This is a genomic window from Actinomycetospora lutea, from assembly GCF_028737205.1.
GTDB lineage: Bacteria > Actinomycetota > Actinomycetes > Mycobacteriales > Pseudonocardiaceae > Actinomycetospora > Actinomycetospora lutea.
This window is the reverse complement of sequence record NZ_JAQZAL010000014.1, coordinates 93,549-117,911: the sequence shown is the minus strand read 5'-3', so window position 1 is coordinate 117,911 and position 24,363 is coordinate 93,549. Positions and strand designations below refer to the sequence as shown.

The window sequence follows — 24,363 nt, the reverse complement described above, 5'->3', positions numbered from 1 at the left end:
TGCCGTCCGTGATCGTCGGCCTGACCTTCGTGGTCCTCGCGCTCGCCCTCGCGTGGGCGCTGTGGTGCGTGGTCTCCGCGGTCGTGGGCCAGGCGCCGACGTTCGGCCACCGCATCGGGCTGCTGGTGCTCGAGGGCGTCGCGCTGGTCGTCGCCCTGGTGATCGTGGTCGGGCTGGTCGTGGAGGGCGGGCGCACCACCGGCGCCGTCGTGGAGATCGTCGGCTACCTGGTCGCGATGCTGGCGGTGCTGCCGATCGGGGCCGCGCTGGCCCACGGCGAGCGGACGCGGTACGGCTCGGTGGTGCTGGCGGTCGCGGGCATCACGATCGCGGTGCTGGCGCTGCGCACCGGCCAGGTGTGGACGGTGACCGGTGCCCGCTGAGCGCTCCCTGTCCGCGGGGCCCGGGCGGGTCCTGCTCGTGGTCTACGTGGTGTTCGCGATCTCGGCGGGCGCCCGGGCGCTGTACCAGATCGCGGTGCAGTTCGAGCGCGCCCCGGAGGCCTACGTGCTCTCGGCGTTCGCGGCGGCGGTGTACCTCGTCGCGGCCGTCGCCCTCGGCCGGGGAGCGCGGCGGGTGGCGCTGGTGGCGGTGGTGATCGAGCTGGTGGGCGTGCTCGCGATCGGGACGCTGTCGCTGCTGCGCCCGCAGGACTTCCCCGACCCGACGGTGTGGTCGGACTTCGGCATCGGCTACGGCTTCGTCCCCGTCGTCCTGCCGGTCCTGGGCCTGCTCTGGCTGCGCCGCGCCTCCGTACGTGAGTGAAGTTCGGGGCTATGGCACCGAAGTTCACTCACATAGGAAGGCGAGCAGGGCGGCGGTGACCTCGTCGGGCGCCTCGAGGGTGGGGTAGTGACCGGCGCGGGGGACCTCGACGACGTCCTGCGCGAGCTCGCGGGCCATGCGCTGGTGGTCGGGGCTGTCGAGCAGGCCGACGATCGCGAGGACGGGGAGCCGCAGGTCCCGGGACCGGGTGACGGCGTCGGCGACCGGGGTCGGGAGCACCGGCGTGCCGTCGGGGACGTGGCGATCGAGCGTGTCGTCGGTCATCCGCCGGACGTGCGCGAGCACCGCGGGGTCGACGTCGTCGAGCGGGCGCCCCGGACCGAACCCGAGCTCGAGGAAGATCGCGGTCCAGCGCTCGCGGTCACGGTCGCGCGCGGCCTGCGCCCAGCGCGCGAGGAGGTCGAGGGTGGCGGGGTCGCGGAACTCCGCCCCGCTCGCGCCGGCGCCGCTGACGACGAGCCCCGCCACCAGGTCCGGCGCCTCGAGCGCGAGGTCGACGGCGACCGACGCCCCGAGCGAGATGCCGGCGACGGTGACCGGGCCGAGGTCGAGCCCGCGCACGAGCGCGGCGACGTCGTCGACGTGGCGGAAGGGGGCGGTCGGCGTCGGGGAGGTGCCATGGCCGCGCAGGTCGGGCGCCACGACGCGGTGGGTGCGCGCGAGCGCGGCGATCTGGGGTTCCCAGAGGCGGTGGTCCAGCGCGCCGCCGTGCAGGAGGAGGACGGGCGGGCCGTTGCCCTGGTCGACGTGGGCGAGCATGACACCCAAGGTGTCATGTCTCAGGAGACATGACAACATGGGTGTCATGACCGACCCCGGCGTCCGCCTCGCGGCGGTCTTCGACGTCCTCGGGCCCCTCTACCGCCGCGGCGTGCGGGCCGTCGAGCAGGAGGGCGGCATGCCGGTCGGCGTCCGCGCGGTGCTCGACGCGCTGGCGGGCCGCGGGGCGACGACGGTGCCGGGACTCGCGCGCACGCTGACGCTCTCCCGGCAGTTCGTGCAGCGCTCGGTCGACGACGCCGCGGACCGCGGCTGGGTGCGCACCCGTGAGAACCCGGCACACCGCCGCTCGGTGCTCGTGGAGCTCACGGCATCCGGGGAGCAGGTGCTCGGCGAGGTGCGCGACGGCGAGCGCCGCGAGCTGGCCGCCCTGGAGAGCGACCTCGGTGCCCACCTCGACCCGGGCGACCTCGACGCCTGCCTGCGCGTGCTGCGCGCCCTGTCCGCCCGCCTGGTCGACCACCCCACGTGAGCGAAATTCCCGGCTATCGCCGGGAATTTCGCTCACGAGGCGGGTCAACCCAGCCCGGTGCCCTCGACGCCACGGCGCCAGTAGCCGTCGAGGTCGACCGCCGCGGTGGGCAGGAGCGCGCGCAGGCGCCGACGCACCGGGCGCAGCGCCCCCGCTTCGGCACCCATCCACGCGAACCCCTCGCCCGCCGGCGGGGTGAACGCGGCGACGCCCTCGTCGAGCAGCGTCGTCGTGCCCGGCGCGGCGCCGTCGCGGTGGCGCCAGTCGACGGTGACGTGCGGCGGGACGTCGACGAGGTAGGCCTCCTCGGCCGCGTCGGCGACCTCGACGACGACGTGCACGGGGACCGTCGGCAGCTGGTCGACCCAGCGCGCCAGGGCCGGGAGCGCGGTCTCGTCGCCGCCGAGCAGGTACCAGTCGCGGGCCTCGACCGCGAGGCTCGAGCGCGGGCCGTGCAGCCACAGCGCGCCGCGCGGGTCCTCCGCCCACGCGCCGGCGCGCCCCCCGCCGTGGCGCACGAGGTCGATCTCGACGACGCCGGCCGCCGGATCGTGGCGGCGCAGCGTGTACTCGCGATACGGGCGCGGGAGCCCCGCCGGCGGCACGACGAGCCCGCGCGCGTTCAGCTCGGGCTCCGGCGGCTCCTCCCCCGGCGCGGACGGGAAGAAGACCTTGGCGTGGTCGGTCGGCCCGGCGACGGGCAGGTCGTGCAGGTCGCCCGCGAGGCGGACCCGGCGCATCCGCGGGGTCAGGTCGTGGACCTCGACGACCTCCACCCGCCGCGGACGCGTCGCCTCGGGCGTGTGCTCGACGTGCGAGACGATCGGGGCGTCGCGGACCACCATGCCCCGAGGCTAGCGAGCGCGTCCGCGCGGCCGGCTCAGTGCCGGACCTCAGTGCCGGACCTCAGTGCCGGACCCGGTAGCGCAGCTGCAGCGCGCCGCTCGCGAACCGGCGTTCGCCGACGAGCTCCAGGTCCAGGCGCAGGCCCTCGGGCAGGAACCGTGTGCCGCCGCCGACCACGACGGGCATGACCACCGGCGCGATCTCGTCCACCAGCCCCGCCGCGAGCGCCGTCGCCGCGAGGCACGGGCCGTCGACGGTGGCGTCGCCGTCCGCCGTGAGCGCCCGCACGGCGTCGGGGTCGAACGTGCGCTCGATGCGCGTGCGCGCGCTCGACACGGTGTCCAGGGTCGTGGAGTAGACGATCTTGTCGGCCGCCTGCCACGTCGTGGCGAACTCCGCCATCTCCGGCGGCTCGTCCGGCAGGGCGTCCGCGGTCTCCCAGAAGACCATCGTCTCGTACATCCGCCGCCCGTAGAGGAACGTGCCGACGCCCTGGGCGGACTCCTCCATGGCGCGGTGCAGCTCCATGTCCTCGGTGATGCCCCAGCCGAAGTCGCCGTCGGCATCGGCCGTGTAGCCGTCGAGTGTGGTCATCATCGAGTAGATCAGCCGGCCCATGTCGCGCCCCTCGTCTGATTGCATTTCACAACTGGTTCGCAGCGTAGCGGTTCGTGCTAGACCTCGGGGATGTTCGACCTCCTCGCCGACGCGGTCGGCGCCGAGCACGTGCTGCCGGGCGACGACCCGGCCGTCGCGGACCTGTGCGCCGACGAGGCCCTCGGCATCCCGGCGGGCAAGCCGGCCTACGTCGTCTGGCCGCGCGACCGCGACGAGGTGGCCGCCGTCGTGCGCGCCGCCCGGGCCGCGGGCGTGACGCTGACCGCGCGCGGGGCCGGCACGGGACTGTCCGGGGCCGCCACCCCCGACGACGGCGCCGTGCTCGTGTCGTTCGCGCGCCTGGACCGCATCCTCGAGATCGACCCGGTGGACGCCGTCGCGGTCGTCCAGCCGGGGGTCTCGCTGGCGGACCTCGACGCCGCCGCGGGCGAGCACGGCCTGACCTACCCGGTGCACCCCGGCGAGACGAGCGCGTCGGTCGGCGGCACGGTCGCCACCAACGCCGGCGGCATGCGCGCGGTGCGCTACGGCGTCACCCGCTCGCACGTGCTCGGGCTGGAGGCGGTGCTCGCCGACGGGTCGCTGGTGCGCACGGGCGGCAAGCTCCTGAAGATCTCGTCGGGCTACGACGTCACCCAGCTGCTCGTGGGCTCGGAGGGCACGCTCGCGCTGGTCACCGAGGTGATCGTGCGCCTGCACCCGCGCCTGCCCGCACGGCGCACGGTGCTCGCGCCGTTCCGCGGTGCCGAGGCGGTGACCGCCGCGGTCGGCGCGGTCGTCGCCTCGGGGCTGGGGCCGACGATCTGCGAGTACCTCGACGGCCCGACCATGCGCGCCGTGTGCGCGGCCGCCGAGCTGTCGCTGGGCCTGCCCGAGGCCCTCGTCGACGCCGACCACCTGCTCGTCGAGCTCGCCGGACGGCGCCAGGAGCGCGTCGACGAGGACGCCGAGGAGCTCGCCGGCGTCCTGGCCGACGCCGGCGCGGAGGACGTCTTCGACCTGCCCGCCGGCTCGGCGCGCCGCCTGGTCGAGGCGCGGGAGAAGACGTTCTGGGCGATCAAGGCCGCGGGCGCCGACGAGATCGTCGACCTGGTCGTGCCCCGCTCGGCGATGGCGGCGTTCCTCACGCGGGCCCGCGCGGCCGGCGACGCGCACGGCTCGCGCGTGCTGGGCTGCGGGCACGCGGGCGACGGCAACGTGCACCTCGCGGTCTTCCAGCCCGATCCGGCGCGCCTCGCGCAGACCCTGCACGACGTCTTCGCGGCCGGCACCGCGCTCGGCGGGGCGGTGTCGGGCGAGCACGGTGTCGGGCGCGCGAAGGCCCACCACCTCGAGGAGTTCGGCGACCCCGGCGCGCTCGACGTCGTCCGGCGCGTGCGGGCCGCGCTCGACCCCGAGGGCACGCTGAACCCGGGGTGCGCGCTGCGCTGACCGGCCGCCCCGAGCGCTACCGTGCACGCCGTGGCGGACCTCGTCATCGCCCGCAACCCCGACGCGACGTCGTCGCTCGGGTACCTGCTCCGGCTGCCCCTCGGCGACGGCCTGGTGTTCCGCACGTCGGACACCTGGCCGCGGACCAAGGCGCTCTACTGCCACCCCGCCGATCCCGGGGAGTGGCCGCCGGAGGACGAGCTGGACGTGGTCGAACGCGTCGCGCTGCGCTCGTGCGCGCGCCGGGGCGCCGCCATCGACGTCGTGCTGGATCGCGCTCGCGAGAACCGCTCGCAGATCGTGTACACCCGGGGTCGCGGTCGGGACATGGTGTTCTGGCAGTCGCCGCGGACGCGCAAGCAGGCGCGCCCGCAGGTCCGGACGCCGACGGCACGGCCCGCCGGGGTGGACGGCGACGGGCTCGAGATCGTCGTCGACGCCCACGAGCGCTACCCGTACGGGTTCCCGGGTCAGCAGGCCCGGACCGTCCGGCGCACGCTCCCGGCCGGCGACTACGGCGTCCTGCTCGACGGGACGCTGGTGGCGTCGGTCGAACGCAAGTCGCTGCCCGACCTGGTCTCCAGCCTCAGCAGCGGACGCCTGCGGTTCGCCCTCGGCGACCTGGCGGCGCTCCCGCGGGCGGCCGTGGTGGTCGAGGACCGGTGGTCGCAGGTGTTCGCGCAGCGCCACGTCCGTCCCGCGCAGGTCGCCGACTCCCTCGCGGAGCTGCAGGTCCGGTGGCCGGGCATCCCCATCGTCTTCGCCGAGACGCGGCCGCTCGCCGAGGAGTGGACCTACCGCTACCTCGCCGCCGCGCTGGCGTGGGCGCGCGACGAGCAGGCCATCGGGGTCCGCCTCCCCGGCGCGGTGCCGGAGCTGTCCGGCGCGGCGCCCTCCGGACCGTCGACCGCGGAGGTCCGGGCGTGGGCGCGCGCCGAGGGCATCGAGGTGCCCGACCGGGGACGGCTCCGGCCCGAGGTGTGGGAGCGGTACCGGGCGGCGCACGGCTGACCGGGTTGTCAGGTGGGGCTCGTCCGCCGAGACTCGTGAGCGTGGGCAACGATCTCGACGTCGTCGTCATCGGGGCCGGGTTCGCCGGGCTCTACACGATCCATCGCCTGCGCGGGCTGGGGTTCGCCGTGCACGGGCTCGAGGCCGCGGACGGCGTCGGCGGCACCTGGTACTGGAACCGGTACCCCGGCGCGCGGTGCGACTCGGAGAGCTACTACTACTGCTACGCCTTCTCGCGCGAGCTCGAGCAGGAGTGGGACTGGTCGGAGCGCTACCCCGGCCAGGCGGAGATCCTCTCCTACCTCGAGCACGTGGCCGACCGGTTCGACCTGCGGCGCTCCATCTCGTTCTCGACGACGGTCGTGTCGGCCGCCCACGACGGCGACCGCTGGGTGATCGACACCGAGGGCGGCGAGCGGTGGACGTGCCGGTGGCTGGTCACCGCGGTGGGCTGCCTGTCGTCGGCGAACGTCCCCGACATCCCCGGGCTCGACGGGTTCGCCGGCGAGTGGCACCACACCGGGCAGTGGCCGCACGAGGGCGTCGACGTCACGGGCCGCCGGGTCGGGGTGGTCGGCACCGGGTCCACCGGCATCCAGGCCATCCCGGTGCTCGCCGCGTCGGCCGGGCACCTCACCGTCTTCCAGCGCACCGCGAACTTCAGCATCCCCGCCCGCAACGCCCCGCTCTCCGCCGAGGAGGCCGCGGGCTACAAGGCCGACTACGCGGCGATCCGCGAGGTCCAGCAGGCCTCGACCAACGGGCACCCGTTCGTCGTCAGCGACGTCGACACCCTCGCCCTGCCCGACGACGAGCGCCGCGCCCTCTTCGAGCGCGCCTGGGAGCGCGGCGGGCTGCGCTTCCGCGCGGCGGTGCGCGACGTGCTCGCCGACCCGGAGGTCAACGAGACGGCGTCGGACTTCATCCGGTCGAAGATCCACGAGACCGTCGACGACCCGGCCGTCGCCGCGGTGCTGACCCCGCACGATCACCCGTTCGCCACCAAGCGCCCGCCGATCGACACCGACTACTTCGAGACCTACAACCGGGCGAACGTGTCCCTGGTCGACGTGCGCGCCGACCCGATCGCGCAGATCACGCCGGGCGGCGTGCGGCTGGCCTCGGGCGCCGAGCACCCGCTCGACGTCCTCGTGTTCGCCACCGGCTTCGACGCGCTGTCCGGGCCGCTGCTGCGGCTGGGCCTCCGCGGCCGCGACGGCCTCGCCCTCACCGAGGCCTGGTCCGAGGGCGCGGCGACCTACCTGGGGCTCGGCGTGGCCGGCTTCCCGAACCTGTTCACGATCACCGGGCCGGGCAGCCCGTCGGTGCTGACCAACATGCCGACCTCGATCGAGCAGCACGTCGACTGGATCGCCGACCTCCTCGGGCACCTGCGGGCCCACGACCTCGACGCCGAGCCGACGCCCGAGGCCCAGGCCCGGTGGGCCGACCACGTCCGCGAGGCCGCGGACGCGACGCTGCTGCCGCAGGCGGCGAGCTCCTGGTACCTCGGCGCGAACGTGCCGGGCAAGCCGCGCGTGTTCCTGCCCTACGCCGGCGGGTTCGCCCGCTACCGGGAGATGTGCGACGCCGAGGCGCAGGCCGGCTACCCGGGGTTCGCGCTGCGGGCGCGGCGCCGGGCCGCCTGAGCTCCCTCGGCGTGTCGCGCCGCGAGGATGTGGTGATCCTGGCCCTATCGGCGTGCTGTGTTGAATTGCCAGCGATGCCGCATCGCTCGTACGGGATCAGGCCGTCTGAAGGGCCGGGCGGTCGGGGTGGTCGGCGCGGACGACGAGGTCGGCGACGGTCACCGGGTCGACTTCCGTGGCGTAGCGCGCGTACGCGGGCAGCGTCCAGGCCTCGTCGGCGGGGGTGCGGCGCGCCAGCACGGTCTCGGACAGGGCGAGGTGCACGGCGAGCTCGGCCGGCAGACCGCGCCCGAGCAGCAGGGGGCCGTCCACCACGACGATGCCGCCCGCCGGGACCGCGAGGCGCTCCGCCCGCGCCGCCCGGTCGACGGCGACGTCCCAGAGCCGGGGCAGCACCTGCCCGCTGCCGCCGGGGCCGAGCGGGGCGAGCACCTCGCGGACCAGCGCGCCCGCGTCGAGCCAGTCGTCGTAGAACGAGTCCGGGTCGGTGCGCCCGCGCTCGAGGCGCACCGACGCCGGGCGCAGGAAGTCCCACGCCGACACCCGCACGACGGGCCGGGAGCGCACGCGCAGCGGGTCGACGAGCGCGTCCGCGAGCACCTCCGGGCGGGCCGGCGGCGCACCGTCGACCAGCACCCGGACGTGCCCGGGACCGGCCCGCTCGACGGCGGCGACGATCTCGTCGGCGAGCGCGGCGGGGGTGAGCGGGCGGATCGGCATCGCCCACCATCATGCGCGTCAGCTCCGCGAGCGCTCCGAGCGCGCCGCGTCCTCGATTGCCTCCTGGCCGGCCTGGTCCTCGGACGCCAGGTCGGCCTCGTCGGCCTCCGGCGGGCGCGGGTGCATCATCAGCAGCGCGATCATCGAGACCACCGCGCAGATGATGATGTAGATCGAGATCCAGGTGGTGGAGCCCGTCCCGGCCAGGATCGCGGTCGCGATCAGCGGCGCCGGCCCGCCCGCGGTGATCGAGGCGAGCTGGTAGCCCAGCCCCGCGCCGGTGTAGCGGATGCCGGTGCCGAAGCTCTCGGAGATCAGCGCCGCCTGCGGCCCGTACATCATGTCGTGGAAGATCAGCCCGAGGATGATCCCCAGCAGGATCAGCCCGCCCACCTTCGTGTTGAGCAGGGCGAAGTAGGGGAAGGCGTAGAGCCCCGTGAGCACCACGCCGATGCCGTACACCAGCCGTCGGCCCAGCACGTCGGAGAGCCAGCCGAAGAACGGCACGCTGATGATGCCCAGGCACGCGGCGAGGATGAGGTAGAGCAGCAGGTCGCTGCGTTCCAGGTCGAGCTGCTGGGTGCCGTAGGCGAGCACGAACGAGGTGAAGATGTAGAACGGCGCCTGCTCGGCGGTGCGGACGAACATCGCCTTGAGCACGTCGCGCCACTGGGTGCGCAGGGTCTCGGCCAGCGGCAGCTTGGCGACCTTGCCGGATGTCTTGACCTGCGCGAACGCCGGCGACTCGAGCACGGTAAGCCGCACCCACAGCCCGATCCCGATGAGCACCACGCTGGCGATGAACGGCACGCGCCAGCCCCACTCGAGGAACTCCGGGCCGGAGAACTGCCACACCACGAAGGTGCCGAGGGCGAGCCCGATCGGCACGCCGGCCTGCGGCCACGCCGCCATCAGCCCGCGCTGGCGCCGGTGGCCCCACTCCATCGACATGAGCACCGAGCCGCCCCACTCGCCGCCGACGCCGATGCCCTGCAGCACGCGCAGCAGGGTCAGCAGGATCGGGGCGAGCACGCCGATCGAGGCGTAGGTGGGCAGGCAGCCGATGAGCACCGTCGCCCCGCCCATGAGCAGGAGCGTCGCGACGAGGCTGTACTTGCGACCGATGCGGTCGCCGTAGTGCCCGAAGATCGCCGCGCCGATCGGGCGGGCGGCGAAGCCCACGAACTGGGTGGAGAACGCCAGGAGCACGCCGCCGGCCTCGGAGTCGGCGAAGAACAGCGGCCCGAAGACCAGGGCGGCGGCGGTGTTGTAGAGGAAGAAGTCGTACCACTCGATGGTGGTGCCGACGGTGCTCGCGACGACGGCCCGGCGCTTGAGCGCCCGACGGTCGACTCCGGCGGGAAGTGTGCTCATGGTGAAGTATGGTCACGGCCACACTCACACAGGGCAATAGGTCCGGCGCTGCGAGTGACTGCGCCGTTCGGCCCCCCGCCGCTCAGATGACCGAGAAGCGGTCGGTCAGCGCCTCGCCGTCACTGCGCGAGATGACGCAGCTGACCTCCCGGCCGCCGCGCGTGGCGCCCGCCGAGCCCGGGTCGGCGAAGGCCGCCCGGCTCGGCACGACGGCGGTCATGCGCAGGTCGTCGCGGGCGACGCCGCCCGACTCCGCGACGAGCAGGTCGGAGTCGACGTACATCGCGCAGTAGGCGCGCCCGAAGTCCGCCAGCGCGCCCTCGCCCGGGTACGACACCGCGCGGCCCTCGCCGATCGGCGCGGTCGACGCGACGACCTCGACGTCGTGGGGCGTGCCGCACTGCGCGTCGGCCTCCGGCCCGAAGCCGCCGCCGACCGCCAGCTGCCCGCGGGCGCACTGGCCCTCGAACAGCGTGTACTGCTCGAGGTCGCCGCCGGGCCCGAACGTCAGGACGTCGGGGGCCGGGGTGAACGGGCGCCAGCCGCCCATCAGCGCGCCGGCGAGGAGCACCACGAGGACGGCGCCCACGACCGTGCCGGCGACCACGACCCGTCGCGGCACGGCCGGGCGCGCCGTCCCCCCGGCGCTCAGTTCTCCTGCTCCACGCGCATCGCCTGCTCCTCCGCGGAGCCCGGCTCGTTGTCGATGGCCGCGACCTCGCCGATCGCGTCGTCGCTCGGCAGTCCGGTCGGCTCGACGCTGCCGTCCGCCGAGGACACACCGAGCTCGATCTCGCGCGCCTCCTCGGCGAGGCTCTCGGCCTCGGTGACGCCGTCGGCGCCCTCGGCGTCCAGCAGGACCGCCCCGCCCACGCCGTCGACGGCGTTCTCCGGGTCGTCGACCGACTCGTCGAGCTCGTCGATCGGCGTCGCCGCCAGGGGCCGGTCCGGCGGCTGCTCGGCCGTGGCCTCGGGCTCCTCCTGCGGCAGGCGGTAGTCGATGCTGGGCGGCTCGCTCTCCCACTCCTGGGTGCCGCCGAGGCGGACGTCCCGGCTGTAGCCCTCCGGGGTGTCCATGCCGTCCTCGAGCGGATCGGCGTCCAGGCGGTCCTCGTCCAGGATCACCGACGGCTCGGTGTCCAGGCTCGTCATGTCGTTGTCCAGGACGGCCTCGCCCCGTTCGACGGACTCCTCGCTCACGCGTCCTCGCTCCTCACCGCGACAGCGGCGGACAGTCTCCGCCGTCCCGCTGCCCTTCCCGTCACCGGGGCCCGTCATGCCCCGGCGCGGGTCGGGCGCGACGAGAGGCTCAGCCCCGGATGCGGGTGGTCGCGTCGCCCCACTCCTTGGCCCGGAGCTCGAACTTCTGGATCTTGCCGGTCGAGGTCTTCGGCAGGTCCTCGACGATCTCGACGTCGCGAGGTGCCTTGTAGCGCGCGATGGCGCCCTTGACGTGGTCGATGATGGCCCCGGGCTCCGCGGACTGCCCCTGGCGCAGGACGACGAACGCCTTCGGCCGCTCGCCCCACTGCTCGTCGGGGACGCCGACCACCGCCGCCTCGAGCACCGCGGGGTGCGAGAGCACGGCCTGCTCGACCTCGACGGTGGAGATGTTCTCGCCGCCGGAGATGACGACGTCCTTGGCGCGGTCGCGCAGTTCGACGTAGCCGTCCGGGTGCATGACCCCCAGGTCGCCCGAGTGGTACCAGCCGCCGGCGAACGCCTTGGCCGTCGCGTCGGGGTCGCGGAAGTAGCCGGACATGACGTTGTTGCCGCGCATGACGATCTCGCCCATGGTCTCGCCGTCGTGGGGCACGTCGACGAGCTGCACCGAGGCCCAGTCGGCGACGTCCTCGCCGAGCGTCTCGACCACCCGCAGCGGCTCGCACTGCAGCATCCCGACGCCCTGGCGCGCCTGCAGCTTCGCCCGCGCGTGCTCCTCGAGCCCGCGCCACTCCTCCTGCCACTGGCACACCGAGTACGGCCCGTAGGTCTCGGTGAGCCCGTAGACGTGCACGATCCGGAAGCCCATCTTCTCCATCTCGAGGATGGTCGTGGGGCTCGGCGGCGCACCGGCGGTGGTCACGACCAGCGCGTAGTCCAGCGTCCGCGCCTCGGCCGCGTTCATGATCGTGGTGACGACGGTGGGCGCGCCGTTGAGGTGGGTGACCCGGTGCTCGCCGATGAGCGCCCAGATCGCGTCGCCGCGCACCTCGCGCAGGCAGACGTGGGTCCCGCCGATCGCGGTGATCGCCCAGGGGGTGCACCAGCCGTTGCAGTGGAACATCGGCAGCGTCCACAGATAGACCGTCGACGGGTCGTGGTAGCTGTGCACGATCTCGCCGAACGAGTTCAGGTACGCGCCGCGGTGGTGGTACTGGACGCCCTTGGGCCGCCCGGTGGTGCCGCTCGTGTAGTTGATGCTGATCGTGGAACGCTCGTCGGCGACCTCCCACGCCAGGTCCTCCCCATCGGCGTGCTCCCCTGATTCGCCGCCCCGGGCCAGCAGGTCGTCCCAGCTCGTGCCGTCCACCGACGCCCCGGCGTCCGGGCCCTGCGGGTCGACCAGGTTGACGATCTCGCGCACGGTCTCCAGCGAGCCCGCGATCGGCTCGACGGTGCCCCGCAGCGCCGAGTCGACCACCAGCACGCTGGCCTGCGAGTGGTCGAGGATGTAGCGGACCTCCTCGCTGGACAGGCGCGTGTTCACCGCGACGAGCACCGCGCCGGCCAGCGGCACCCCGAAGTGCGCGACGAGCATCGGCGGCACGTTGGGCAGCAGGCACGCCACACGGTCGCCCGGCCCGATCCCGCTCGCGCGCAGCGCGCGGGCCAGGCGCTGGGCCTCCGCGGCGAACTGCGCGTAGGACATCCGCTCGGCGCCGTGCACGATCGCCGTCTTGTCGGGATACACGTCCGCGGAGCGGCGCAGGAAGGCCAGCGGCGTGAGCGGGGTGATCCAGGTCTCGGGCGCGTCCACACCCGGATCATCGCGCCTCAGGCGCCGGTGCGGGAGTCCCGGTCCGGATCCGTGACGAGCGCGGCCACCAGCGCCGCGCGCTCGGGCATGCGGGTGACGTCGGTGCGCTCGTGACGCCGCAGTCGCCCGAGGCCTTCCGCGCGGCGCTGGGCCGTCACGTCACCGAGAGCCCGGGCTGACCCCCAGCCAGCACCCCGCGGCCGCCAGCACCGCCTCGACGCCCCGGCGCAGCAGGGCGTCCGGAGCGGTGGGCACGAAGTGCGGCGAGTGCACGCCCGGGGCGCGCCCGCTCACGACCGCCGCCTCGGGGTGCCCGGGGTCGTCGGCGAAGAGCCCGGGGTCGAGCGCCCCGAGGTTCCAGAACACCGAGGGCACGCCGGCGGCCTCGCCGAAGCACCCGAAGTCCTCGCTGCCCGACCGGCGCGGCGCCTCGTGCACGTCCGTGTCGCCGAAGCGCGCCGCGAACGCCGCCCGCACCCGCTCGGTGGCCTCGACGTCGTTGACCAGCAGCGGGAAGTCGGTCAGCGGGGCGATCACGGGTTCCTGCGGGGCGCCCGACGCCGCGGTGCCCGCAGGCGTGCATCACCGGCACGGTGACGCCGTCCGCGTCGACGGCGGTGTCGCGGCTGCGGTGGGGCACGGCGTCGACCTCGGCCACCGGGAGGCCGTCCATGTCCGCCCGCAGCAGCACACGCGGCCCGGGGCCGTTGTGCAGCAGCCCGACCACGCCGGTGCCCCCGACGCCGGTGGTGACCTCGAGCCCGATCGCGCGCAGCCGGTCGGCCAGGAGCGCCGCGGTGCGGTGCTCGGCGAACGCGAGCTCGGGGTGCGCGTGCAGGTCGCGGTAGAGCGCGACCACGCCGGGGAGCCGCTCGTCGAGCCCTGCGGTCACCATGGGCCTCCGTCCGGGTCGGGAGGCCCCATGGTGTCAAGGCCGGGCGTACTCCGGACGGTCGTCCGACCCCGGCGCGGTGTCCAGGCCCGCCGCCGCCCAGGCGCGGAACCCGCCGACGACGTCGGTGGCCCGGTGCAGGCCGAGGTCCTGGAGGGCCGCGGCGGCGAGGGAGGACGTGTAGCCCTCGGAGCACAGCACGATCCACTGCTGGTCGTGGTCGGTGACCTCGGCGACGCGGGCGTCGGAGGCGGGGTCGAGGCGCCACTCGAGGTGATTGCGCTCGATCACCAGGGCGCCCGGCACCGTGCCCTCGTCGAGGCGCTGCCAGCCGGGGCGGATGTCCACCAGCCGTGCGCCGTCGGCGAGCGCCGCGGCGGCCTCGGCGGGCTCGAGGCGCCGCAGCCGGGCCCGGGCGGCGGCGAGGAGGTCGTCGATGGTGCTCACTCCGGCGATGCTCCCGGTGCGACGAGCTCCGAGCGGGTCCGGTGCAGCACGCCGGCCCGGACCCCGTAGTACGACATGGCCGACAGCGGCGGCGAGTAGGCGTGCACGCTGACCGCGGTCTCGGCCGCGCGGTTGGAGACGTCGTGCACGTGGCCGAGCCCGAACGCGACGGACCGGCCGGGGGCGAGCGCCCGGCGGCGCAGGCCGGGGCCGCGGGCGGGCAGCTCCTCGGCAGGGCACGTGCCGTCGTCGTCGCTGCCCGCGGTCCAGCGCCACTCGGTCAGCGCGCCGCGCACCACGGTCAGCGCGCCGATCGACCCGCCGTGGTCGTGGAGCTCGGCGGCCTGGTCGGTGGCCCAGGAGATGAGCCAGACGTCGAGGTGCGGGTCGGCGTGCAGGCGCCGCGACCAGCGCTGGACGGGGTCGACCTCGACCGCGTGCCGGCCGGCGTCGACCTCGGCGGCCACCTCACGGGTGAGCGCGAGCAGGTCGGCGAGGCTGGCCGGGGTCGGGCCGTCCTGCCAGCGCCGCAGGTCGGGGCGCCGCGAGCGGGGACGGGTGAACGGGCTGGCAGGAGCGTGCACGGGCTGGTCGACCAGGGCGGTCACGGAACTCGTCCTCCGGGGGTGCGGGCGTCCGCGCACGCACGTCACCGGCCGTCGGTAGCCGGTCCTCGGGAGGGCGGTGCGGTGCGGTGCGCGGGCGAGGGACGTCGCGGCCGGGATGGCACGCGACCCGTCTCGTCAGGCCCGGCGACACCGCTGGTCGAACAGGTGCGCACGACGGCTCTCCCACAGGGGGCCGAGGAGGAAGTGCTGCACGCGTGCATTGGACCACGGGGGCGGGTGTGCGTCACGTCCGGGTCGCCGCGCACGGCGGGGTGTCGGGGGGCGGTCCTAATCTGGAGCGGATCGCCTCACCACCACCACCCGGAGGGCACCACGGAGCGCACGTCTGCGTCGGCCGACAGAACGCGTAGCAGAGGGGGGAGCACGCCGAGAGGCGAGCCGGACCATCGACGTCGCCCACAGGGGTGGGTCCGGCGTCTCGCCCGCGACTGTTGGCGCCACCGGGCGCTGTCGGTCGCCGCCCTCACCGCCTCGGTGTTCGGGGTCAGCCTCGAGGCCGTCGGCCCCCTGCTCGTCGGCACGGCGGTCGACCGTGCCGTCGCCGGGTCCACCGACGGGCTCGGGTGGCTGGTCGGCGCGATGGCGGCCATCGCCGTGGTCCGCTTCGGCGCGGCGTTCCTGCGCCGCTACCTCGGCGGGCGGCTCTCGCTGGGGGTGCAGCACGACCTGCGGCGCCGCGTGTTCGGTTCGGTCTCGCGCCTCGACGGCCCGAAGCAGGACGCGCTGCGCACCGGCCAGGTGGTCTCGCGCGCCAACTCCGACCTCCAGCAGGTCCAGGGCCTGCTCGGCATGGTGCCGCTGGTGGCGGGCACGGTCGGCCAGCTCGTCGTGTCGATCACGATCATGCTGTTCCTGTCGCCGCTGCTGACGGCGGTCTCGCTGGTGGTGCTGCCGCTCGGTGTCGTGTTCACCGCGCGCCTGCGGCGCCGCCTGTTCCCCGCGACGTGGTCGGCCCAGCAGCGCGCGGCCGAGGTCGCCCAGCACGTCGAGGAGACGGTCACCGGTGTCCGCGTGGTCAAGGGTTTCGGCCAGGAGACGCGCGAGGTCGGCCGGCTGCGCGAGGCGGCGCGGCGGCTCTACGCCGAGCGCCTGCGCGCCTCGTGGCTCAACGCCCGCCTGACCCCGACGCTCACCGCGCTGCCCACCGTCGGCCAGCTCGTGGTGTTCGCGCTCGGGGGCGTGCTGGCGGTCGACGGGGCGATCTCGCTGGGCGTGTTCATCGCGTTCACCTCCTACATCGCCGCCCTGGTCGGCCCGGCGCGGCTGGTCGCGGGCCTCGTGGTCACCGGCCAGCTCGCCCGCGCGGGGGTCGAGCGCGTCTACGAGCTCATCGACTCGCAGCCCGAGATCGTCGACGCGCCGACCGCCCGCACGGTGCCCGACGGCCCGCTGGGCGTGCGGCTCGAGGACGTGCGCTTCGGTTATGCACGCAGCGAGCCGGTGCTCGACGGCCTCTCGCTCGACATCACCCCGGGCGAGACGGTCGCGCTGGTCGGCACCTCGGGCTCGGGCAAGTCGACCGTGGCGCTGCTCGCGCCCCGGTTCTACGACGTGCAGGGTGGCGCGCTGCGCATCGGTCCGCCGGACGACCTCCCGGACGCGGAGCAGCAAGGGGAGCACGCCGATAGGGGAGCCGGATCATCGATGATCGACGTGCGCGACCTGCGGCTGGACTCGCTGCGCCACGCGGTCGGCGTGGTGTTCGAGGAGGCGTTCCTCTTCTCCGACACCGTGCGCGCCAACATCGCGTACGGCTGCCCGGACGCCACCGAGGAGCAGATCCGCGCGGCCGCGGTCGCCGCGCAGGCCGACGCGTTCATCACCGCGCTGCCGGAGGGCTACGACACCCGCGTCGGCGAGCGCGGGCTCACCCTGTCGGGCGGCCAGCGCCAGCGCGTCGCCCTGGCCCGCGCCCTGCTCTACGACCCCCGCGTGCTCGTCCTCGACGACGCGACGTCCGCGGTGGACGCCACCACCGAGGCCGCGATCGGCGAGACGCTGCGCGCAGTCACCGCGCAGCGCACCACCGTCGTCATCGCCCACCGCCGCTCCACCCTCGCGCTCGCCGACCGCATCGCCGTCCTCGACGGCGGCCGCGTCGTCGACGTGGGCACCCGCCAGGAGCTGGAGGGCCGGTGCCGCCTGTTCCGCGAGCTGCTCGCGGGCCCGCCGGAACGCATCGACGAGACAGGGCGGATCGACGAGACCGGGCGGGTGCCCGACGACGCGCCGGACACCGCGGCGGCGCCGACCTTCACCCGCTCGCTGTGGCCCGACGACCCCGCGCCCGACCGGCCCGTGCCCGCCCCGGCGCCCGTCACCGTCGCGGCCGGGTCGGAGGCGCTCGCCGGCGGGATCGACGGCGGGGCCTCGCCGGAGATCCGCGCGCATCTCGACCGCCTGCCGCCCGCCACCGAGGAACCCGATGTGCACGGCGAGGACCCGACCGCGCCCGACCCCGCGTTCCGCCTCGGCAAGCTCCTGCGCCCGGTGCGCTGGGCCCTGCTGCTCGCCGTCGTGCTGCTCGGCCTCGACGCGGCCGCCACGGTCGCGTTCCCCTCGCTCGCGCGCCTCGCGGTCGACGGCGGCATCCAGGCGCGCTCGCTCGACGTGCTGTGGCTCGCCGTCGGGCTGGGCGTGGTGGTGGTCGCCCTCGACTGGTTCGTGGTCGCCGCCCAGACCGTGCTCACCGCCCGCATCGGCGAGGGCAGGCTCTTCCTGCTGCGCACCCGCAGCTTCGCCCACCTCCAACGCCTCGGCCTCGACTTCTACGAGCGCGAGCTCGGCGGCCGGATCATGACGCGGATGACCACGGACGTCGACGCGCTCTCGACGTTCCTGCAGACCGGGCTCGCGCAGGCGTTCGTCGCGCTCCTGACGATCATCGGCGTGGCCGTCGCCCTGCTGGTCACCGACGTCGAGCTCGCCCTGGTCGCGCTCGCGGTGATGCCCGTGCTCATCGTGGCCACGGTGATCTTCCGGCGCCTGTCGTCGGCGGCCTACGCCGAGGCGCGCGAGCGGGTCAGCGTGGTCAACGCCGACCTGCAGGAGAACGTCGCGGGGCTCCGGGTCGCCCAGGCCCACACCCACGAGGAGCTCTCGGCGGCCACCTTCGCCGGCAACAGCGACGCCTACCGCCGGGCCCGCCTGCGCGCCCAGCGCCTCATCGCCACGTACTTCCCGTTCGCGGCGATGCTCTCCGACCTCGCGCAGGCCGCGGTGCTCGGCGTCGGCGCCGCCCGCGTGGCCACCGGCGGCCTGTCCCCCGGCATCCTCGCCGCGTTCCTGCTCTACCTCGCGATGTTCTTCGGGCCCGTGCAGCAGCTCTCGCAGGTCTTCGACGGCTACCAGCAGGCCCGCATCGGCCTGCTGCGCATCGGCGAGCTGCTGCGCACGCCGACCTCGGTGCCCGCCCCGGAGCACCCGGTCGTGGTCGACGACCTGCGCGGCGAGGTCGAGCTGCGCGACGTCGGCTTCTCCTACGCCGGCGCCGAGACCCCGGCCCTCGCCGACTTCTCGCTGCACGTGCCGGCGGGGCAGACGGTCGCGCTGGTCGGGGCCACGGGCGCGGGGAAGTCGACGGTGGTCAAGCTCGTCGCCCGGTTCTACGACGCCTCCTCGGGCAGCGTGCTGATCGACGGCGTCGACGTCCGCGAGCACGACCTGCCGACGCTGCACCGTCGCCTGGGCGTCGTGCCGCAGGAGGCGCACCTGTTCGTCGGCGACGTCGCGACCAACATCGCCTACGGCGACCCCGAGGCCACCCCGGCCCGCATCGAGCAGGCCGCCCGCGACGTCGGGGCGCTCGAGATGATCGCCTCGCTGCCCGGGGGCTTCCGTCAGCCCGTCGGCGAGCGCGGCGGCGGCCTGTCGGCCGGGCAGCGCCAGCTCGTCGCCCTGGCGCGCGCCGAGCTCGTCGACCCGCGGCTGCTCCTGCTCGACGAGGCCACCGCCGCGCTCGACCCGTCCACCGAGGGCGCGGTGCTGGCGGCGGGCGAGCGCCTGGCGGCGCCGCGCACCACGTTCGTCGTGGCCCACCGGCTCGCCACCGCCGCGCGCGCCGACCACATCGTCGTCATCGACGCCGGCCGGATCCTCGAGGAGGGCACGCACGCCGAGCTCCTCGCCCGCGACGGCGCCTATGCCCGGCTCTGGCGTGCCGGGGCGGGGACGGTCGACGACGCGGTCGGCGAGGGCGGGCTGGTCGACCCGGACGACGACCTCGCGCGCGCCGGCTGAGCGGTCCGGGTCACCCGGTTCCGGGCGCTGCGGCTGCGTGACATGGCGCACGGTGCGTGCCCGTCCGGTGGCCCAGCGGCACCATGCGCGGGAAGAGCACTCGCATGGACCGGTGCAGTAGGCGACAGGGCACCGACCCCGGGAGGTGTCAAGCGCTAATCTGGACACGCTTCCGACGCCACCGCGACGACTGATTGAGGCGATTTCGAGTCGTGTCGAGTAGTAGCCCGACCGCCCAGTTCGGACCCAACGAGTGGCTGGTCGACGAGATGTACCAGCGCTACCTGGCCGACCCCGACTCCGTCGACGCCGCGTGGCACGACTTCTTCGCCGACTACAGCCCCGACACCGCGCCCGACGAGGCCGGGGCGCACGCGAGCGCCGGCAACGCGTCCAACGGCACGCTCTCGGCCGAGTCGGCCGAGCCGCGCGGGTCGTCGAACGGCGAGGTCGAGACGGAGACCGAGCCCGCGCAGCAGGCGCCCCAGCAGGCCCCGCCCCAGCAGGCCCAGCAGCAGGCCCCGCCCCAGCAGGCGCAGCAGCAGGCCCAGCAGCAGGCCCCCCGGCAGCAGGCCTCCCCGCAGGCCCCGAGCGAGAAGGCCCCCGTGACGAGCGCGCCGACCCAGTCGTCCCCGTCCGGCACCGACAGCACGAGCAAGCCGGCGGCCGGCACCACGAGCCCGGCGAAGTCGGCGCAGCCCGGTGCGGGCAACGGCGCCGTCGAGACGACCAAGCCGCTGCGCGGAGCGGCCAACGCGATCGCCAAGAACATGACGGCGTCGCTGCAGCTGCCGACGGCGACGAGCGTGCGCGCGGTGCCGGCCAAGCTGCTGGCCGACAACCGCATCGTGATCAACAACCACCTGCGGCGCACGCGCGGCGGGAAGGTGTCGTTCACCCACCTGCTGGGCTACGCGATGGTGCGCGCCCTCGCGGACTTCCCCAACATGAACCGGCACTTCGGCGAGGACGAGAAGGGCAAGCCCGCCGTCGTCGACCCCGGTCACGTCAACCTCGGCCTGGCGATGGACCTGCCGGGCAAGGACGGGTCGCGCTCGCTCGTGGTGGTGGCCCTCAAGGGCACCGAGAACATGAGCTTCGCCCAGTTCTGGGCGGCCTACGAGGAGATGGTGCGCAAGGCGCGCACCGGCGCCCTGACCAGCGAGGACTTCGCCGGGGTCACGATCTCGCTGACCAACCCGGGCACCATCGGCACCAACCACTCGGTGCCGCGCCTGACGGTCGGCCAGGGCACCATCGTCGGCGTCGGCGCCATGGAGTACCCCGCCGAGTTCCAGGGGGCGAGCGAGGAGAAGCTCGCCGACATGGGCATCAGCAAGATCATCACGCTGACGTCCACGTACGACCACCGGATCATCCAGGGCGCCGAGTCCGGCGACTTCCTGCGCCGCATCCACCACCTCGTGCTCGGCGAGGACGGCTTCTACGACGACATCTTCGCGTCGCTTCGGATCCCCTACGAGCCGATCCGCTGGCGCCAGGACCTGCCGTCGTCGCAGATCGACCGCACCGCGCGGATCATCGAGCTGATCGACGCGTACCGCACGCGCGGCCACCTCATGGCCGACACCGACCCCCTCTCGCACCCGCAGCGCAAGCACCCCGACCTCGACATCGCGTCGCACGGCCTGACGCTCTGGGACCTCGACCGCGAGTTCCCGGTCGACGGTTTCGCCGGGCGCGGCTGCATGAAGCTGCGCGACGTCCTCGGCGTCCTGCGCGACTCGTACTGCCGCACCATCGGCATCGAGTACATGCACATCCTCGACCCCGAGAAGCGCGCCTGGCTGCAGGAGCGCATCGAGCGCCCGCACGAGAAGGTGCCGGTCGCCGAGCAGAAGTACATCCTCTCGAAGCTCAACGCCGCCGAGGCGTTCGAGGCGTTCCTGCAGACCAAGTACGTCGGGCAGAAGCGCTTCTCGCTCGAGGGCGCCGAGACCGTCATCCCGCTGCTCGACGCCGTGCTCGACACGGCCGCCGCGCACGAGATGGACGAGGTCGTCGTCGGCATGCCCCACCGCGGGCGGCTCAACGTGCTGGCCAACATCGTCGGCAAGCCCGTCTCGCAGATCTTCCGCGAGTTCGAGGGCAACCTCGACCCGGGCCAGGCGCACGGCTCCGGCGACGTGAAGTACCACCTCGGCGCCGAGGGCAAGTTCTTCCGCATGTTCGGCGACGGCGAGACGACGGTGTCGCTGACGTCGAACCCCTCGCACCTCGAGGCCGTCGACCCGGTGATGCAGGGCATCGTGCGGGCCAAGCAGGACATGCTCGACAAGGGCCCGGAGGGCTTCACGGTCCTGCCGGTCGCCCTGCACGGCGACGCCGCGTTCGCCGGCCAGGGCGTCGTGGCCGAGACGCTGAACCTCGCGCTGCTGCGCGGCTACCGCACCGGCGGCACCGTGCACGTGATCGTCAACAACCAGGTCGGCTTCACCACCGCGCCCGAGCACACCCGCTCGACGCACTACTGCACCGACGTGGCGAAGATGATCGACGCGCCGGTCTTCCACGTGAACGGCGACGACCCGGAGGCCTGCGTCTGGGTGGCGCGGCTGGCCGTGGAGTTCCGCGAGCGCTGGAACTCCGACGTCGTGATCGACATGATCTGCTACCGCCGCCGGGGCCACAACGAGGGCGACGACCCCTCGATGACCCAGCCGGAGATGTACGACGTCATCGACGCCAAGCGCTCGGTGCGCAAGACCTACACCGAGTCGCTGATCGGTCGCGGCGACATCTCGCTCGACGAGGCCGAGCACGCGCTGCGCGACTACGGCAGCCAGCTCGAGCACGTGTTCAACGAGGTCCGCGAGCTCGAGAAGGCCGACCCCGAGCCGAGCCCGTCGGTCGAGTACGAGCAGGCCGTGCCGAACTCGCTGCAGACGGCGGTGCCGCTGGACGTCGTCCAGCGGATCGCCCGCGCGCACACCGACCTGCCCGAGGGCTTCGCGGCGCACCCGCGCGTCAAGCCGGTCCTCGAGCGGCGCGCCAAGGCCGCGGCCGCCGACTCGGAGGAGGGCATCGACTGGGCCTACGCCGAGCTGCTGGCCTGGGGCTCGCTGCTCATCGACGGCAAGCTGGTGCGCCTGTCGGGCCAGGACTCGCGCCGCGGGACCTTCGTGCAGCGCCACTCGGTGGTCATCGACCGCCACACGGGCGCGGAGTACTACCCGCTGCGCAACCTCACCGCCGACCAGGGCAAGTTCATGCCCTACGACTCGGCGCTCTCGGAGTTCGCGGCCGTGGGCTTCGAGTACGGCTACTCGGTGGCCAACACCGAGGCGCTGGTGCTGTGGGAGGCGCAGTTCGGCGACTTCGTCAACGGCGCCCAGTCGATCATCGACGAGTTCATCTCGTCCGGTGAGGCGAAGTGGGGCCAGACCTCCGACGTCGTGCTGCTGCTGCCGCACGGCCACGAGGGCCAGGGCCCCGACCACACCTCGGGGCGCATCGAGCGCTTCCTGCAGCTGTGTGCCGAGGGGTCGATGACGGTCGCGGTGCCGTCGAGCCCGGCGAACTACTTCCACCTGCTGCGCCGCCACGCCACCGACGGCGTGCGCCGTCCGCTCGTCGTCTTCACGCCGAAGTCGATGCTGCGGAACAAGGCGGCGGTCAGCCCGGTGGAGGACTTCACCTCGGGCGGCTACCGGCCGATCCTCGACGACCCGGCCTTCGACCAGACCCGGGGCGAGCACGCCCCGGAGGACGTCACGCGCCTGCTGCTCTGCGCCGGCAAGATCTACTACGAGCTGGTCGCCGCGCGCGAGAAGGCGGGCCGCACCCACGACACGGCGATCGTGCGGATGGAGCAGCTCTACCCGCTGGCCACCGACGAGCTGGGCGCAATTCTCGACCGGTACCCGAACGCCGTCACCGACGTGCGCTGGGTGCAGGAGGAGCCGGCGAACCAGGGCGCCTGGCCGTTCCTGGGCCTGTGGCTCCCGGAGCGGATGAACGGCCGCCTGCCCCACCTCACGCGCATCTCCCGGCGCCGCATGGCCGCCCCGGCAGCCGGTGTCGCCAAGGTGCACGAGGTGGAGCAGAAGGCGCTCATCGCCGAGGCGCTCGCGGACTAGCTGCTCGTGTACTTCACCGACCGCGGGATCGAGGAGCTCGAGGAGCGGCGGGGCGAGGAGGAGGTCAGCCTGGCCTGGCTGGCCGACCGCCTCCGCGCCTTCGTCGACGCCCACCCGGAGCACGCCGGCGCCGCCGACCGGTTCGCGACGTTCCTCGCCCGCGACGACAGCGACGACGAGTAGGGCGCGACTGCCGACTGCGCGGGCGCGCCGGGTTCGGCCGCTCGCCGGTTCCGAGCGAAGGGCCCCTTCGCTCGCACAGACGGGCGAGGGGCACCCTCGGCCAGAACGTCGCGTCCGGCCCGGCGCCGTCGGCCGGAGATCACGGGCACCTCGTCCACCTCGCCCGGGCCGTGGCGGTGCACCACGTGCTCCTGACCTCCCGATCAGACGGCGTCGACGCGGTCGGACTCCTCGTAGCGCAGCACCGGCAACAGAGACGGCTCGCCCGCCGCGGGGTCGGCCGCGCAGGCGTCGACCGCCGCGTGCAGGGCGGCCGCGTCGAGCCCGGCGCCGAGGAACACGAGCCGGGCGCCGGCGACGTCGGCGGAGCGGGGTGCCGGGCGCACCCGGATCGCCGTGCCGACCGTCTGCACGACGAACGGGGCGGCGCCGGGGAAGCGCACCACGCCCTTGGACCGGAACACGCCGGTCGGCCCCGCCTCGAGGAACGCCGCGAACCGCGCGGGGTCCAGCGGGGTGTCCCGCTCCACGGTGACGCTCTCCCCGGTGGCGTGCGGGTGCTCGTCGCCGGCGACCTCGCGCAGCAGCACGTCGAACGACAGCTGCCCCGACCGGGGCGGGCCGCGACGGGCCGGCGGGTCGACGAGCAGCGCCGGGTCCACCGCCCCGCGGACCACCGGGAGCACCGGGCCGGGGGCGACCGCCCGCAGCGCGGCGAGCAGCGGGGCGGGGTCGTCGACGCGGTCGACCTGGTTGAGCACGACGAGGTCGGCGAGCCGGACCGACGGGTCGGGCTCCCCGGCACCCTCCACGGCGTCGACCACCACGACCAGGACCCCGTACGCCGCGTGCCGCGCCTCCCCCGCGATGGCGTCGAGCAGGAGGCGCACCAGCTCGCGGGGCTCCGCGAGGCCGCTGGCCTCCACGACGACGAGGTCGAGGCGCGCGGCCGGCGCCGTCAGCTCGGTGAGCAGGGCGGCGAGGCCGTTGGCGTCGGTGGTGCAGCACAGGCAGCCGTCGGCCAGCGAGGTCACGGCGCTGGCCTGCCCGGCCACGAGCATCGCGTCGATCCCGATCGCGCCGAAGTCGTTGACGACGACGCCGATCCGGACCCCGTCGGCGCGGCGCAGCAGGTGGTTGACCAGCGTCGACTTGCCGGCACCGAGGTGACCGGCGACCAGCACCACGGGGACGCGACGGGGCACG

22 protein-coding genes are annotated in these 24,363 nt (G+C 74.4%); 9 read left to right on the top strand and 13 right to left on the bottom strand.

The genetic code is table 11. The features are described 5' to 3' along the window. The first annotated feature begins 8 nt into the window (after nucleotides 1–8). Entirely contained in the window at nucleotides 9–383 is a 375-nt protein-coding gene (locus PHK61_RS16850) for a hypothetical protein (RefSeq protein ID WP_274282151.1), read from the top strand. After that, a complete protein-coding gene (locus PHK61_RS16845; RefSeq protein WP_274282150.1) occupies nucleotides 373–765 on the top strand; it encodes a hypothetical protein in 393 nt (130 codons plus the stop codon). Before PHK61_RS16850 ends, PHK61_RS16845 begins: the two co-directional genes overlap by 11 nt. Nucleotides 766–789: 24 nt before the next feature. On the opposite strand, the gene PHK61_RS16840 is transcribed toward PHK61_RS16845, so the two are convergent. Further along, entirely contained in the window at nucleotides 790–1,545 is a 756-nt protein-coding gene (locus PHK61_RS16840) for an alpha/beta fold hydrolase (protein ID WP_274282149.1), read from the bottom strand. Nucleotides 1,546–1,591: 46 nt separating this feature from the next. On the opposite strand from PHK61_RS16840, the gene PHK61_RS16835 reads away from it, so the two are divergent. Continuing rightward, nucleotides 1,592–2,038, top strand: a complete 447-nt coding sequence (locus PHK61_RS16835) for a MarR family winged helix-turn-helix transcriptional regulator (protein ID WP_274282148.1) — start codon at nucleotides 1,592–1,594, stop codon at nucleotides 2,036–2,038. A 44-nt stretch (nucleotides 2,039–2,082) separates the two neighbouring features. Here the strand turns inward: PHK61_RS16835 and PHK61_RS16830 are convergent, their stop codons facing one another. Together PHK61_RS16830 and PHK61_RS16825 are read right to left on the bottom strand one after the other, a co-directional pair. Continuing rightward, on the bottom strand, nucleotides 2,083–2,883 hold the full coding sequence (locus PHK61_RS16830) for a siderophore-interacting protein (protein WP_274282147.1): 801 nt from the start codon (nucleotides 2,881–2,883) through the stop codon (nucleotides 2,083–2,085). 61 nt (nucleotides 2,884–2,944) lie between these two features. After that, entirely contained in the window at nucleotides 2,945–3,502 is a 558-nt protein-coding gene (locus PHK61_RS16825; protein ID WP_274282214.1) for a dihydrofolate reductase family protein, read from the bottom strand. Nucleotides 3,503–3,571: 69 nt separating this feature from the next. Here PHK61_RS16825 and PHK61_RS16820 point away from each other — a divergent pair, with 69 nt between their 5' ends. From PHK61_RS16820 to PHK61_RS16810, 3 genes are read left to right on the top strand one after another with little or no spacing between them, the layout of a single operon-like run. Further along, nucleotides 3,572–4,933, top strand: a complete 1,362-nt coding sequence (locus tag PHK61_RS16820; protein WP_274282146.1) for an FAD-binding oxidoreductase — start codon at nucleotides 3,572–3,574, stop codon at nucleotides 4,931–4,933. Between the two features lie 30 nt (nucleotides 4,934–4,963). Next, nucleotides 4,964–5,944: an ERCC4 domain-containing protein gene (locus PHK61_RS16815; RefSeq protein ID WP_274282145.1), complete on the top strand. Its 981-nt coding sequence runs from the start codon at nucleotides 4,964–4,966 to the stop codon at nucleotides 5,942–5,944. A gap of 41 nt (nucleotides 5,945–5,985) precedes the next feature. Beyond that, nucleotides 5,986–7,593: a flavin-containing monooxygenase gene (locus PHK61_RS16810; protein ID WP_274282144.1), complete on the top strand. Its 1,608-nt coding sequence runs from the start codon at nucleotides 5,986–5,988 to the stop codon at nucleotides 7,591–7,593. A gap of 96 nt (nucleotides 7,594–7,689) precedes the next feature. On the opposite strand, the gene PHK61_RS16805 is transcribed toward PHK61_RS16810, so the two are convergent. From PHK61_RS16805 to PHK61_RS16765, 9 genes are all read right to left on the bottom strand, one after another. Further along, entirely contained in the window at nucleotides 7,690–8,313 is a 624-nt protein-coding gene (locus PHK61_RS16805; protein WP_274282143.1) for a nucleoside/nucleotide kinase family protein, read from the bottom strand. 18 nt (nucleotides 8,314–8,331) lie between these two features. After that, nucleotides 8,332–9,687 (bottom strand): MFS transporter, encoded by a 1,356-nt coding sequence (locus PHK61_RS16800; RefSeq protein WP_274282142.1) that lies wholly within the window; start codon nucleotides 9,685–9,687, stop codon nucleotides 8,332–8,334. 82 nt (nucleotides 9,688–9,769) lie between these two features. Continuing rightward, entirely contained in the window at nucleotides 9,770–10,309 is a 540-nt protein-coding gene (locus PHK61_RS16795) for a hypothetical protein (protein ID WP_274282141.1), read from the bottom strand. Between the two features lie 26 nt (nucleotides 10,310–10,335). Beyond that, on the bottom strand, nucleotides 10,336–10,887 hold the full coding sequence (locus PHK61_RS16790; RefSeq protein ID WP_274282140.1) for a hypothetical protein: 552 nt from the start codon (nucleotides 10,885–10,887) through the stop codon (nucleotides 10,336–10,338). 109 nt (nucleotides 10,888–10,996) lie between these two features. After that, nucleotides 10,997–12,667 (bottom strand): acyl--CoA ligase family protein, encoded by a 1,671-nt coding sequence (locus PHK61_RS16785; RefSeq protein ID WP_274282139.1) that lies wholly within the window; start codon nucleotides 12,665–12,667, stop codon nucleotides 10,997–10,999. 17 nt (nucleotides 12,668–12,684) lie between these two features. Beyond that, nucleotides 12,685–12,825 carry a hypothetical protein gene (locus PHK61_RS16780; protein ID WP_274282138.1) on the bottom strand — a complete coding sequence of 47 codons (141 nt, stop codon included), beginning with the start codon at nucleotides 12,823–12,825 and terminating at the stop codon, nucleotides 12,685–12,687. 1 nt (nucleotide 12,826) lies between these two features. Further along, nucleotides 12,827–13,204 carry a zinc-binding metallopeptidase family protein gene (locus PHK61_RS31920; RefSeq protein WP_337993970.1) on the bottom strand — a complete coding sequence of 126 codons (378 nt, stop codon included), beginning with the start codon at nucleotides 13,202–13,204 and terminating at the stop codon, nucleotides 12,827–12,829. 391 nt (nucleotides 13,205–13,595) lie between these two features. Continuing rightward, nucleotides 13,596–14,006: a rhodanese-like domain-containing protein gene (locus PHK61_RS16770; protein WP_274282137.1), complete on the bottom strand. Its 411-nt coding sequence runs from the start codon at nucleotides 14,004–14,006 to the stop codon at nucleotides 13,596–13,598. Further along, on the bottom strand, nucleotides 14,003–14,614 hold the full coding sequence (locus tag PHK61_RS16765; protein WP_274282136.1) for a cysteine dioxygenase: 612 nt from the start codon (nucleotides 14,612–14,614) through the stop codon (nucleotides 14,003–14,005). Before PHK61_RS16765 ends, PHK61_RS16770 begins: the two co-directional genes overlap by 4 nt. A 468-nt stretch (nucleotides 14,615–15,082) precedes the next feature. Here PHK61_RS16765 and PHK61_RS16760 point away from each other — a divergent pair, with 468 nt between their 5' ends. From PHK61_RS16760 to PHK61_RS16750, 3 genes are all read left to right on the top strand, one after another. Beyond that, nucleotides 15,083–18,874 carry an ABC transporter ATP-binding protein gene (locus tag PHK61_RS16760; protein WP_274282213.1) on the top strand — a complete coding sequence of 1,264 codons (3,792 nt, stop codon included), beginning with the start codon at nucleotides 15,083–15,085 and terminating at the stop codon, nucleotides 18,872–18,874. A gap of 269 nt (nucleotides 18,875–19,143) precedes the next feature. Next, nucleotides 19,144–22,974, top strand: a complete 3,831-nt coding sequence (locus tag PHK61_RS16755; RefSeq protein ID WP_420791405.1) for a multifunctional oxoglutarate decarboxylase/oxoglutarate dehydrogenase thiamine pyrophosphate-binding subunit/dihydrolipoyllysine-residue succinyltransferase subunit — start codon at nucleotides 19,144–19,146, stop codon at nucleotides 22,972–22,974. A gap of 6 nt (nucleotides 22,975–22,980) precedes the next feature. Further along, a complete protein-coding gene (locus PHK61_RS16750) occupies nucleotides 22,981–23,157 on the top strand; it encodes a DUF6104 family protein (protein WP_274282134.1) in 177 nt (58 codons plus the stop codon). A gap of 203 nt (nucleotides 23,158–23,360) precedes the next feature. Here PHK61_RS16750 and PHK61_RS16745 read toward each other — a convergent pair whose 3' ends face one another. Continuing rightward, a complete protein-coding gene (locus tag PHK61_RS16745) occupies nucleotides 23,361–24,362 on the bottom strand; it encodes a CobW family GTP-binding protein (protein WP_274282133.1) in 1,002 nt (333 codons plus the stop codon). Nucleotide 24,363 lies beyond the last annotated feature (1 nt).

Bases quoted from the DNA above. Each gene is read 5' to 3' on its own strand.
- PHK61_RS16825 (WP_274282214.1), bottom strand. From the start codon at position 3,502: ATGGGCCGGCTGATCTACTCGATGATGACCACACTCGACGGCTACACG.
- PHK61_RS16830 (WP_274282147.1), bottom strand. From the start codon at position 2,883: ATGGTGGTCCGCGACGCCCCGATCGTCTCGCACGTCGAGCACACGCCC.
- PHK61_RS16800 (WP_274282142.1), bottom strand. From the start codon at position 9,687: ATGAGCACACTTCCCGCCGGAGTCGACCGTCGGGCGCTCAAGCGCCGG.
- PHK61_RS16755 (WP_420791405.1), top strand. From the start codon at position 19,144: ATGTACCAGCGCTACCTGGCCGACCCCGACTCCGTCGACGCCGCGTGG.
- PHK61_RS16820 (WP_274282146.1), top strand. From the start codon at position 3,572: ATGTTCGACCTCCTCGCCGACGCGGTCGGCGCCGAGCACGTGCTGCCG.
- PHK61_RS16805 (WP_274282143.1), bottom strand. From the start codon at position 8,313: ATGCCGATCCGCCCGCTCACCCCCGCCGCGCTCGCCGACGAGATCGTC.
- PHK61_RS16835 (WP_274282148.1), top strand. From the start codon at position 1,592: ATGACCGACCCCGGCGTCCGCCTCGCGGCGGTCTTCGACGTCCTCGGG.
- PHK61_RS16840 (WP_274282149.1), bottom strand. From the start codon at position 1,545: ATGCTCGCCCACGTCGACCAGGGCAACGGCCCGCCCGTCCTCCTCCTG.